The 12,614-nt window shown below is 40.9% G+C and carries 8 protein-coding genes; 2 read left to right on the top strand and 6 right to left on the bottom strand.

Annotated features, from left to right (window positions below):
- Positions 1-204: 204 nt before the first annotated feature.
- Positions 205-1,833, bottom strand: a complete 1,629-nt coding sequence (locus B7E06_RS18780) for a PucR family transcriptional regulator (RefSeq protein ID WP_245807778.1) — start codon at positions 1,831-1,833, stop codon at positions 205-207.
- 177 nt (positions 1,834-2,010) lie between these two features.
- On the opposite strand from B7E06_RS18780, the gene B7E06_RS18785 reads away from it, so the two are divergent.
- Both B7E06_RS18785 and B7E06_RS18790 read left to right on the top strand, forming a co-directional pair.
- The gene (locus B7E06_RS18785; RefSeq protein ID WP_082235451.1) at positions 2,011-3,369 is read left to right on the top strand and encodes an aspartate aminotransferase family protein; all 1,359 of its coding nucleotides are present in this window, start codon (positions 2,011-2,013) and stop codon (positions 3,367-3,369) included.
- A 27-nt stretch (positions 3,370-3,396) separates the two neighbouring features.
- Positions 3,397-4,857: a CoA-acylating methylmalonate-semialdehyde dehydrogenase gene (locus B7E06_RS18790; RefSeq protein WP_082235452.1), complete on the top strand. Its 1,461-nt coding sequence runs from the start codon at positions 3,397-3,399 to the stop codon at positions 4,855-4,857.
- A 91-nt stretch (positions 4,858-4,948) separates the two neighbouring features.
- On the opposite strand, the gene adhP is transcribed toward B7E06_RS18790, so the two are convergent.
- The 5 genes from adhP to betA form a co-directional block, all read right to left on the bottom strand.
- The gene (gene adhP / locus B7E06_RS18795) at positions 4,949-5,962 is read right to left on the bottom strand and encodes an alcohol dehydrogenase AdhP (RefSeq protein WP_082235453.1); all 1,014 of its coding nucleotides are present in this window, start codon (positions 5,960-5,962) and stop codon (positions 4,949-4,951) included.
- Between the two features lie 236 nt (positions 5,963-6,198).
- Positions 6,199-7,668: a sigma-54-dependent transcriptional regulator gene (locus B7E06_RS18800; protein WP_082235454.1), complete on the bottom strand. Its 1,470-nt coding sequence runs from the start codon at positions 7,666-7,668 to the stop codon at positions 6,199-6,201.
- Position 7,669: 1 nt separating this feature from the next.
- Positions 7,670-9,355: an ATP-binding protein gene (locus B7E06_RS18805; protein WP_082235455.1), complete on the bottom strand. Its 1,686-nt coding sequence runs from the start codon at positions 9,353-9,355 to the stop codon at positions 7,670-7,672.
- A 14-nt stretch (positions 9,356-9,369) separates the two neighbouring features.
- Positions 9,370-10,518, bottom strand: coding sequence for an iron-containing alcohol dehydrogenase (locus B7E06_RS18810; protein WP_082235456.1), 1,149 nt, complete (start codon positions 10,516-10,518; stop codon positions 9,370-9,372).
- A gap of 254 nt (positions 10,519-10,772) precedes the next feature.
- Positions 10,773-12,464, bottom strand: a complete 1,692-nt coding sequence (betA, locus tag B7E06_RS18815; RefSeq protein WP_082235457.1) for a choline dehydrogenase — start codon at positions 12,462-12,464, stop codon at positions 10,773-10,775.
- Between the last annotated feature and the right edge of the window lie 150 nt (positions 12,465-12,614).

Raw genomic sequence — 12,614 nt, forward strand, 5'->3', positions numbered from 1 at the left:
GATTATAATATTACTATAAAGAAATTTACAGATTGCTACACTTATCAAAATGTTAAAAATGATGGGAACCTCTTTTACACTTTGTCCAATGTAGATTGAAGAATGATTGGAAAAAGGCCGTAGGATAAATACTTTCACTCGATTAATTCCTCGTAATTTGTCATAAAAAAAACCAAAGAAAATTTTTCTTTGGAGGATGAAGGATTATTTCGGAATAAATTTCATAAATTTATTCGCTTCGATTGCCGTCTCTAATGCTAATCGGTTTACACCAATCGTATAATCAACGTTAAGCAACTGCTCGATTTTGTCCAAACGATGATATAAGGTCTGCCGCACGATATACAGCTTCTCTGCTGCTTCTTTTTTCGAGCAGCCACTTTCTAAATAAATTGTAAGCGTGTTAAGCAAGTCACTATCATTCTCTGCGTCATGGACTAACAAACGCCCCAGGTAATCTTCGACATACTGTTCTAATTCTCCACTTTTTCTTAACTGAAGCAGAAGCCTGTAAATTCCTGCTTTATCGTAAAAAATGGTTGAACTAATATTAGCAGCAGCCAGCTGAAGGATATCTTTCGCCTGGTTATAATGCTCGCTTACATTTTCAATATCTTTAAAAACTGCGCTCACTCCTGCCTGACATTGCCTCCCGTCCAAAACGTTTTTTTCATCTACTGTATAAATGGAATTGATAAGTTTAGAAAAGTTGCTCGTATCCTTTTTAAATTCTTCTGTAGATATAAAGGAACAGATTACAGCAATTTCATGCCTTCTGACAGAAACCGCCGGAAAGAAGCCGTGCCGTTTAAACAGAGATCGGATGACCATCGACCTTTTCAACTTCATTTCTTCCCAATCCCCTTCTCCCATTTGAAGATCCGGAAGTGCAGTTTTAAAAACGATCACTCGATAATATAAGTTATTTCCGGCAAACGTAAGAAAAGTCTCGAGGTCGTTTCTGTCATATTCCTTTCCCTCCATTAAGTTACGGACAAGATCATCTTCTGATTTTAATTTCCTTTCTTCTATTGTTCTATTTCTTAATAAAATTTGTGCAACCGCTAATGAGGCCCTATCTAAAATGGAAAAGAAAAAGTCATCTGGAGAAAAACCATTAATCTGCACACATAAATATCCCCACACCTGGCCAAATCCGATAACTGGACAGATGGCAAATCCTTGATTATCAATCATTAACACCTGGTGTTGGAAGTTCTCTTTTTTCCACATTTTCACATGAGCGTGAATCAACTCTTCCAGTTCTTTCGTTTCAGGAGGGTGGTAATAGGATTTCACATCATCTGCCGCAAACAGAACAGGAAGTCCAAAATAGTCGTACAGCTTTTTCAATATTTTTAATGAGCCATTATGCGAAAGGGAGAGTTGAGTAAATTCTTTAGTCAGTTCACTTAACTCGTGCAGCTTTCTGTGATGCTGATTAATGATTAAAGTATGTAAATCCTGTGTAATATCCACGAACTTAACGATTTTCTCAAAGATGATGATAGGAAAGTTATGCTGATTCGCTAACTCTGCGATGTCTTCTGAAAGCTCACTAAAATACTCCCCCTTCTCTATACAGATTCCAGCCGCCCCTTTATCAATTAAACGTTGAAATGGCTGCTGATCATCTGTGTCCAGCTGCAGCCCGAATCCTGTAGTAAGAATGAGTTCCCCGCCATTAATTAAGGAATCGAAATCCTGTGTCTCCAAGATATGAGTCCATTTCACCGGACGATTTAATCCGCCAGCCCCAGCAGCCAGCCGTGCATCATTAAACATATCCCTGACTACCACGTCATTAACAGTAAGCTCCAATCCTTTTGGCACATTACCCCCTCCAAAATGTAAAAATAAAAGCTTTATCATTTGACACTATGTAACATGATAATCTTCTGAATTGTCTGTAAAATATAGTATGAAATATTGCTCCCCTAGTGTCAACTAAATGACAGTTAAAGGAAAATAGACAATGAGTAAAATTTATATCCGGAAGGAGAGGTATTTATGGAAAGTGTGAAAGCAGGAGTACAGTCTCTCATAGAAAAAGACAGAGAACACGTGTGGCATCACATGGCTCAGTATAAGAATGGGAATTCGCCAATGATTGCTTCTGAAGCAAAAGGTTCGTGGGTAATTGATCACGAGGGAAACCGATATTTAGACGGGATGTCCGGATTATGGTGTGTAAACGTAGGCTATGGACGTGAAGAACTTGCTGAGGCTGCCTATGAACAAATGAAACAGATGGCTTATGCGCCTCTCACACAAAGTCACGAGTCTGCTATCCTTCTTGCCGAAAAAATAAATAGCTTGTTGGAAGATGATTATATGATCTTCTATTCCAACAGCGGATCTGATGCAAATGAAGTCGCCTTTAAGATGGCCCGCCAATTTCACCATCAAAGCGGTCAACCGTCTAAATACAAATTCATATCACGTTATCGCGCCTATCACGGAAACTCCTTTGGTGCCTTATCAGCTACAGGGCAGTCACTGAGAAAGTATAAATATGAACCACTTTCTAACGGCTTTATTCACGTCTCTCCTCCTGACAATTATCGAAGACCTTCCGGACAGTCCGTAGAGGAATATAATTTGCAGCGTGCCCAGGAAATTGAAGACAAAATTATTTGGGAACAAAAAGAGACAATTGCCGGTATTATTATGGAGCCTCTAATTACAGGAGGCGGAGTACTGATTCCTCACCCTGTATATGTGAAAAAAGTTGAAGAAATCTGCAAACGCCATGGAGTTCTGCTCATAATTGATGAAGTGATCTGCGGGTTTGGCAGAACAGGCAAAATGTTTGGTCATATGCACTTCGATATAAAACCGGATATCATTACAATGGCCAAGGGATTAACAAGCGCTTATCTTCCTTTATCAGTTACAGCAGTAAGAAAAGATATCTATCAGAAATTTGTTCAGGATGAGAGTAACAGTCATTTCCGCCACCTTAACACATTTGGCGGCAACCCGGCTGCCTGTGCCCTCGCTCTTAAAAACATTGAGATTATCGAAGAAGAAAATCTTGTAAGCAGATCGGCTCTATTAGGAGAACGGCTGCAGAAGGAATTAGAAGACTTAAAAAGCCATCCTTTCGTCGGGGATATTCGCGGTTTAGGGTTTTTACTTGGAATCGAATTAGTTGAAGATAAAGATACGAAGCAGCCGGCGAGTGCCGAAAGAGTTGCCAATATTATTAAAGGCTGTAAAGCGAATGGCCTGATTATCAGTAAGAACGGTGACACAGTGGAAGGTTATAATAATATTCTTACCCTTAGTCCTCCGCTTTCCAGTACAGACGATGATTTAGAATTTATTGTAGCGGTCATTAAAAAAGTTTTTAAAGAAAATGAATAAGTTGAACACCAATCAGGAGGTTTTTATATGACGAAGACGATTGTTGAAACATTAAAAAACTATGTAGGTGGTCAGTGGATCGAAGCAAAATCTGACAAGACGGAGAAAGTTTATAATCCAGCTACAGGCGAAGTGATCGGCCATGTTCCCCTGTCTTCCACTGAAGATGTGGAACATGCAACGGCTGTCGCTGCTGAAGCCTTTCAATCGTGGAAGAAAGTGCCTGTACCAAAGCGTGCTCGTATTCTATTTAAGTATCAGCAGCTGCTAGTCGAAAATTGGGATGAACTTGCCAAACTCATCACACTTGAGAATGGAAAAAGCTTTAAAGAAGCGTATGGAGAAGTTCAACGCGGAATAGAAAATGTCGAGTTTGCAGCAGGCGCTCCCTCACTGATGATGGGACAGCAGCTGCCATCTATTGCGGAAGGATTAGAGTCTGGTGTCTACCGTTATCCGATTGGAGTAATTGGCGGTATCACTCCCTTTAACTTTCCAATGATGGTTCCCGCCTGGATGTTTCCAATGGCGATTGTAACAGGAAACACTTTTATCCTTAAACCTTCAGAACGCACGCCGCTGCTCGCTAACCGTCTGGCAGAATTGTTTGAAGAAGCCGGACTGCCAGCAGGTGTATTCAATATTGTCCATGGCGCTCATGATGTTGTAAATGGACTGCTCGATCATAAAGACATTGCTGCCATTTCGTTTGTAGGCTCACAGCCTGTTGCAGAATATGTTTATAAACGAGGCACCGAAAGCCTGAAAAGGGTGCAGGCGTTAGCAGGAGCTAAAAACCACTCTATCGTATTAAAAGATGCAAACATCGACAATGCAGCGATTCAAATCCTGAATGCAGCCTTCGGTTCTGCCGGCGAACGTTGTATGGCAGCTTCCGTCGTCGCAGTAGAAGATTCTGTGGCAGACGATTTCATCGAACAATTAGTAAATAAAGCAAATGAAATAAAAATAGGGAACGGCCTTGATGAAGGAGTATTCTTAGGGCCTGTAATCCGCGAAAGCCATAAAGAACGGACATTGCAATATATTGAAGCCGGTGAAAGTGAAGGAGCTCAGCTCATTCGTGATGGACGCCAGGATGAAGATGCGAAGAGAGAAGGTTATTTTGTCGGACCTACGATCTTCGATAACGTAACATCTGAAATGAAAATCTGGCAGGACGAAATCTTTGCCCCTGTCTTGTCGATTGCTAGAATTAAAAACCTGGAAGAAGCAGTAACGCTTACAAACCAATCTCCCTTTGCTAACGGAGCCTGTATCTTTACGAACGACGGAGGAAGTGTACGACAATTCCGGGAAACGATTGATGCCGGAATGCTTGGTGTGAACATCGGTGTTCCCGCTCCCATGGCCTTCTTCCCATTCTCCGGATGGAAAGATTCTTTCTACGGTGATTTACACGCCAATGGAAAAGATGGGCTAGCGTTTTATACACGCCAAAAAGTTGTTACGTCACGCTGGGTATAATAGAAATACTAAAAAGAAAGATCAGCTGGTTCGGCTGATCTTTCTTTTTATGATAAATAGCGCTTTCATTATCCGTCTTTGAGTTTCACTATTACTCCATTGTCACGACCACTCTTCCATCAATCTTACCATTTTCCATTCGCTCAAAAATATCATTTATATTTTCAAGGGGTTCTACTGTAATATTTGTTCTTACCTTCCCTTGAGATGCAAAAGCTAATGCTTCCTGTAAATCTTTTCTTGTACCGACAATAGATCCTCTTACAGTGACACCGTTTAACACTGTATCAAATATTGGAATTGGTAACTCTTCATTCGGAAGCCCCACTGCAACAACAGTTCCGCCGCGCTTCACAGATTGATAGGCTTGTTCGAAAGGTTTCTTGGCAACCGCTACACTGATTGAAGCTTGAACTCCTCCTAACTCATCTTGAATAACTTGAACCGGATCCGTATTCATTCCATTGATCGTTTTATCTGCTCCCAGCCTTTCCGCCAGGGCAAGCTTATCATCATGTATGTCGACGGCCACAACGTTAAATCCCATGGCTTTGGCGTATTGAAGGGCTACATGACCAAGCCCGCCTATCCCATAGATAGCCACCCAGTCACCTGGCTTTGCTTCTGATACTTTTAAAGCCTTATATGTTGTAACACCTGCACAGAAAATAGGGGAAATTTGAGCAAAATCCAGATTTTCTGGAACTTTTACGACATAATCAGATGGGGCTTTGCAGTATTCTGCATATCCTCCGTCAACAGAGTAACCTGCGTTTAACTGATAATGACAAAGGGTTTCTCTGCCTGTCAGGCAATACTCACACTCGCCGCACGCAGAATAGAGCCACGGGACTCCAACCCGATCACCAACTTTGATTGTCTTCACCCCATCTGCCACTTTTTCAACGATTCCAACTCCTTCATGTCCTGGAATAAGAGGCAGTTTCGGCTTAACCGGCCAATCTCCTGTTGCTGCGTGTAAATCAGTATGGCAAACACCACAAGCCTTAATTTTGACTAGAATTTCTCCGTATTCCAGTTCAGGAATAGGTACGTCCTTGATCTCCAACTTTTGAGAAAATTCATTAACGACTGCTGCTTTCATTTATAAAACCTCCCTGAAAGTGTTTTCATTATTCTTAGATGCAATTTTCATGCCAACTTCAAAACATTTACAGTTCGACAATATCGCCTAATAAATCGGCCGAAAAAATTGACAAAGTGCCGATTTTTCGGCTGACCAGCCAATATTTTGGCACCATTCGCCAACTTAAAACACAAATAAACGACATAGCTTTACAGCCATGTCGTTCTCTTAATTAAAATTTATAATTTATTTATCTACCTTCCCGTCTGTTCCTGTATCATCTTATCTTTTTCATTTAAAATGTAACGTAGTTTTCTTTCAGTTATATTTAATCGTCTCGCTGCATCTTTTCGGTTTCCATCTGAAAGAGATAGTGACTCCTTTACAAAAGCTTTACTCACCTGTTGTTGAAGTTCTTTCAGCTCCATTTCAATCCAAGTAAAATCCTCATCAGAGAAATTCTTTAAAGAACGGATGATCTTATGATTCCATTCTGATAAATAACTTTCCAGGTCCCTCTCCCTTTTATGCGGCAGCACTTGATTTCTTTGCAGAGCGGCCCTATTCTCTATTCCAGAGACAAGTTTCTCAGGCAAATCCTCAGGAGTAATCACTCTCTTTTCTCCTTCATTGAAAGAGATAAGGTGGAGTATTGTATTTGAAAGCTCCCGTATATTTCCCGGCCAACTATATTTTTTCAGAAAATACATAGCATCTTCCGAAACTTTTAAATGTGATTGGAATTTATTCAGGAAATGGTCTACAAATAACGGAATATCATTTACTCTCTCTCTTAATGAAGGGAGTTGCAGTTTAACAACATCCAGGCGGTAAAATAAATCCTTCCTGAATTTATTTTGAGTAACAGCATCTTTTAAGTGAGTGTGGGAAGCAGCAATGATTCTCGTATTTGTTCTGTGGGATTTTTCTCCTCCGATTCTCATATACTCACGTGTTTCCAGCACTCGAAGCAACCTTACCTGCATGGAGGTGGAAGTCTCAGCTATTTCATCCAGCAATAATGTACCCTGACTCGCAATTTCAAATATGCCTCTTCTCTTATTGACTGCACCCGTAAAAGCCCCTTTTTCATGGCCGAAAAGCTCACTTTCCAAAAGGGAATGAGACAATGCTCCACAGTTAATCCCGATAAATGATTGATCTCTTCTCACACTTGCCTGGTGAATGAAACGTGCTAAAACTTCCTTACCTGTCCCGGTCTCCCCTTCAATTAATACATTTACATTTTTAGAGGCAATTTTATAAGCTATTGCTGCTAAGTGTTCCATTTCTGAGTGTTTTCCTATTAAAAAGCCGATTTCATTTGCAATTCTATGAATGATATTACTTGCTACGTCGTTATTATTTAATAATAAGTCATCAATTTGCTTTTCCAATTGATCAATGTCATCAAATGGCTTTTCTATATAATCATCTGCTCCCAGCTTAATCGCTTCTACGGCTGTTTTTACAGTGCTGTATCCTGTCATAATAATAATTTTACACGCCGGGAATTTACGCCTTATATCCTTTAACAGATTCAGTCCACTCGCATCAGGAAGCCTGACATCGATAATGGCTAATCCATAGCTGCCCTGGTTTAATAAATTCTTAGTTTCTTTTCCACTTTCGGCCAATACCACAGGATGACCTTTTTCTGTCAGCAATACTTTAAGAAAGTTACCAACTTCACGCTCATCATCTATGACTAGAATGTTTTCCATATTAGCCCTCCCCTTCTACGTCATTTACGATTGCCGGTATTTTTAAAAAGAAACAACTGCCTTCGCCTTGTTCACTATGAATTTCCAGACTGCCCCCATGTGTTTTTGCGATCCCTAAACTAACCGACAGACCTAAGCCTGTTCCTTTAGAAGCAGCTTTTGTCGTAAAAAATGGATAAAAAACATCTGTTTGGTTTGCCTCTGGTATTCCCCTGCCATTATCACAAACCTTAAGAATGACCCATTCAGTTTCATCAATGATTTGGAAATGAGTTTGAACTTTAATTGTTTTATTTGAGTTCCTACACTCTTCCAATTCATCTTTCGCATTAATCAGAAGGTTAATGACAATCTGCTCAATTTGCTGTAAATTCCCATCGAATTGCGGCAGATCATTACTCAGCTGAAGTTCCAGATCAATATTCTGCCGTTCAATTTGATAGCCAATCAAACTAATTACCTGCTCAACAGCTGCATTAATAGAGCACCCTTCAAATAACATGTCATCCTGCCGTGAAAAAGTAAGCAGATTGCTAATAATCCTCTTACTTCTATTCCCACAGTTACGAATGTCTTCCAACATACGATAAGGCTGCTCTTCTTTATTAAATTTTCTCATTAAGAGCTGGGAGTTCCCAAGAATAGCTGTTAAAGGACTGTTGAGTTCATGAGCTACTCCAGCTGCCATTTCACCGATCGCTGCCAATTTCGCGGATTGCATCAATTGGGACTCCATATGTACTCTTTCTGTTACATCTTTCATATTAAGAATTGCTCCCTGATTTCCTTCTGTTTCTTCTTCGTAAACCGGAAAGATGGACACATCAAAAATACGGTTGTCTCTTAAAAGAATTTGTTCGTTAACCTGACTTCCTTTGAAAAGACTTTTTACTAATAAACTTTCATTCTCAGTATCAGTCAGAGAAAACACTGTTTGTAATGATTGACCATATATTTGATCGTCTGCCGCTTGAAGAAAACGAGATACCGCGGTATTAAATCTTTGAATAAAGCCTTTTGTGTCGACAACTACCAAAAGATCCTGAACACCATGAAAGGTATCTTCCCATTCTTTTTTGCTTTGAACAACTTCACTGTACAGCCGGGCATTTTGAATACAAACGGCAAATTGATTGGCCAGCTGCTGGAAAAAGGATTGATCAGCCTGGCTGTATTCAATAATTTCTTTGCTTCCCAGACTAAACACACCAATCACCTTTCCATTTGAAACGAGAGGCAGAATGCATTGACTTCGTAGTTGCAGATGACTAAATGTTTCTTCCTCAACATACGAAAGCTTCTCTTTAGGAGGCTGTGTCCGAAAAATCGCTTTTTGTTGCTTTATTGACTGCCAATAGAGTGATTTATTTTCATGAATTTCACTGCCGATTTTCAAACTGTGCAGATTTAATGGATACACGTGCTTTAAAAACAGATGTCCACCTTCAATGAGTGCTAAACCGAGGCGCGTAAAGTTAAAAATTAGATTTAGTTTATTTAAAAGATTTTCAAGCATTTCCTCCAATGGCATTTCTACATTAAAATTTTTCATCATATCGTTGATAATTTCTAACTCTGTATTCTTTTTCTTCATTTGAGCAACAGTTTTTTTCAGCTCTGTGTAATAGCTTTTCTTTGAAGACCTGATTCCTGTTAAAGACTCAATCAGGTCTTGCTTTTGATTCATGCAGACTCCCCTCCTTACAATGCCCGGCGAAATAATTCATCAATATCCTGGACAGTAACATCACGCGGGTTAGTAATCATACAAGCATCTTCCAAGGCAACTTTACTCATAATGGGGATCGCCGCTTCTTCTAATCCCATTTCAGAGAATCGCTTAGGGGTGCCAATATCCTGAGCCAGCTGTTTCACATGCGAAATTGATTTCCGGCCAGCCTCCATTACCGTCAAACCTCTTGTATCTTCTCCCATAACCTCCGCAATATGAGCAAGATGTTTAGGAACGGCTATCAGGTTATATTCCATGACATAAGGCAGTAAGACAGCATTAATTTCTCCATGAGCAAGTGGAAACCGTCCGCCTATGGCATGAGCCATTGCATGTACAGCCCCTAAAATAGCATTAGAGAAAGCCAACCCAGCCTGTAAGCTTGCCATTGCCATAGAGTTTTTAGCCTCTTTATTAGATCTGGAGGCAACAGAGGGGCGTAGATATTCAGATACGAGGGCGATGGCATTTCTTGCCTGAACATCTGTTAACGGCGTAGCAGCCACACTCACATAAGATTCAATCGCATGTGTTAAAGTATCCAGACCCGTGGACGCTGTAAGGGCAGGATCTTTTGTTGAGAGAGTGACAGGGTCTACGATCGCAATATCGGGAACTAGAGATTTGGATATGATCGTCAGCTTCTTTTTAGCTTTCTGATCGACTATAATAGCAAACTGCGAAACTTCCGATCCTGAACCCGCTGTAGTAGATACCATAACTAAAGGAGGTAACGGCAGGTGAATTTTGTCGACACCCTCATAATCTTCAATGGCACCGCCATTTGTTGCAATAATAGCAATTGATTTTGCCGCATCTAGGGCACTTCCGCCCCCAACTCCTACTACCGCGTCACATTCATTTTCTATATATACTTTTGCCCCGTGTTCTACCTCAAAGTCCTTCGGGTCAGAAGTAATATTATTAAAGACTGCATACTCAAGATGAACAGCCTTGCAGTTTTGAATAACTTTTTCTTCCCAGCCCGCATTCCTTACACCTTCATCACTAACAATAAGTACTTTTTTTGCGCCCAGTCTCAAACAGCTTTCCCCCACCTGCTGTATCGCCCCATCACCAAATATGATCTCAGGAGTAACAAATTTATTAATATACATCACTTATTCCTCCATTCCTTATTATTAACTTCTCCATATTTGATGTATTTCCTGTCTATAACCCAAGAAGGCAGTAATTTAGAATAGATGAGTCAAATTAGTATTCAGCCGTTTTATTAGCGAAATACCAGGACTGATAAATTTCCATAAATCTATCCCTCCTCTACCAATAGATTGCTGCATATCCGCATAGCTAATTCCTCAAAAAAGAAGGCACTCTATCAAAATGATAGAGTGCCTTCTCATGAAAAACATTATTTAACTGTACCTGCATCAGCTGGGTGTATTCCATGACGATAGAAGTCAGCATCCATAGGGTCCAGTGGTTTACGTCCACGGATGAGGTCGGCTGCTTTTTCTGCCAGCATCAACACAGGTGCGTGAATATTACCGTTTGTAACGTAAGGCATAGCAGAGGCATCAACAACTCGTAGATTTTCGAGTCCGTGAACCTTCATCGTATTCGGGTCTACAACAGACATTGGATCTGAAGCAGGTCCCATCTTAGCCGTACAAGATGGGTGAAGGGCAGTTTCAGCATCTTCTTTTACCCATTCTAAAATTTCTTCATCTGTTTTTACCGTAGGGCCAGGAGAAATTTCCCCAGCATTGTAAGGTTTCATAGCTGGCTGGGACATAATTTCACGAGTAACTCTGATTGCTTCTACCCACTCGCGGCGGTCCTGGTCTGTAGAAAGATAGTTATACACCATGCTTGGATGCTCTTTCGGATCTTTTGAACGAATCTTTAAGGATCCGCGGGCATCAGAGTACATTGGTCCGATGTGTACCTGGAATCCGTGGTCTGTCGGCGCTTTTTGTCCGTCATAACGTACGGCTACCGGAAGGAAGTGGAACATCAAGTTTGGATAATCCACGTCCTCATTTGAACGTACAAATCCTCCACCTTCGAAGTGGTTGGTTGCTGCCGGTCCTGTGCGTCCGAGCATCCACTGCAAGCCGATCCAAGGCATTTTCAACTTATTTAAGTTCGGCTGTTCAGAAACAGGAAGCGGACATGCGTGCTGTACATAAACTTCAAGGTGATCCTGAAGGTTTTCCCCTACACCTGGAAGGTTGACTACCGGTTTAATACCCAGTGAACGAAGATGCTCAGCATCCCCAACACCTGACAACTGAAGGAGCTGCGGCGTATTGATGGCACCGCCTGAAAGTATGATTTCGCCTGCTTCCACTTTGTGTGTCTTACCGTTTCGCTGGTAAGTCAATCCTTTGGCTTTAGTACCTTCAAAATCAATATTTGTAACATAAGCACGTGTCTTCACTGTCAGGTTTTCACGATTCATAACCGGGTGCAGATAAGCACGTGAAGCTGATAAACGCTGACCTTTGTAAACATGCTTATCAAATGGTCCGAAACCTTCCTGACGAAAGCCGTTTACATCAGGAGTTTTATTATAACCAGCTTCTACAGCTGAGTTAAAGAACGCTTGGAATAAAGGATTTTTAGCTGGTCCGCGTTCCAATTTAATTGGTCCGTCATGGCCGCGAAGATCATCATCAGGTGATTCTAAAGCATTCTCCAGGCGTTTGAAATACGGAAGGCAGTGAGCCCAATCCCATGTTTCCATACCAGTGTCTGCTCCCCAACGTTCATAGTCCATTGGATTTCCGCGTTGATAAATCATACCGTTGATCGAGCTGGAACCTCCAAGAACCTTACCACGGGCATGCTTGATACGACGGCCATTCATATATGGCTCAGGCTCTGATTCGTATTTCCAGTCATAAAGGCTCTTACCTGCTGGAAACGGTAGAGCTGCCGGCATTTGAATCAATAGATCCCATGCATAATCACTGCGTCCTGCCTCTAAAACTAGGACACTTTTATCTCCATCTTCACTTAGACGATTACCGAGAATAGAACCGGCACTACCGCCACCCACTACAATATAGTCATAAGATTCATTTACTGCTTCTTTCATCTTCCAGACCTCCTCAGAAATTAAAAAATTGAATTTTAGTAATCAAAAATGATTTCAAAAACTTATTCTTCATAACTCTGGTTCCATTGCAAAACCCATATTTATGTTTTTTCTATTAAACTATTTAATTCTTTTCTGCCTCACGTCAAT

It is taken from the genome of Halobacillus massiliensis, assembly GCF_900166625.1.
Taxonomy (GTDB): domain Bacteria; phylum Bacillota; class Bacilli; order Bacillales; family Halobacillaceae; genus Halobacillus_A; species Halobacillus_A massiliensis.

Excerpts from the sequence above, each read along its gene's own strand:
- B7E06_RS18785 (WP_082235451.1), top strand. The coding sequence starts at position 2,011 with ATGGAAAGTGTGAAAGCAGGAGTACAGTCTCTCATAGAAAAAGACAGA.
- B7E06_RS18790 (WP_082235452.1), top strand. The coding sequence starts at position 3,397 with ATGACGAAGACGATTGTTGAAACATTAAAAAACTATGTAGGTGGTCAG.
- adhP (WP_082235453.1), bottom strand. The coding sequence starts at position 5,962 with ATGAAAGCAGCAGTCGTTAATGAATTTTCTCAAAAGTTGGAGATCAAG.
- B7E06_RS18800 (WP_082235454.1), bottom strand. The coding sequence starts at position 7,668 with ATGGAAAACATTCTAGTCATAGATGATGAGCGTGAAGTTGGTAACTTT.
- B7E06_RS18805 (WP_082235455.1), bottom strand. The coding sequence starts at position 9,355 with ATGAATCAAAAGCAAGACCTGATTGAGTCTTTAACAGGAATCAGGTCT.
- B7E06_RS18810 (WP_082235456.1), bottom strand. The coding sequence starts at position 10,518 with ATGTATATTAATAAATTTGTTACTCCTGAGATCATATTTGGTGATGGG.
- betA (WP_082235457.1), bottom strand. The coding sequence starts at position 12,464 with ATGAAAGAAGCAGTAAATGAATCTTATGACTATATTGTAGTGGGTGGC.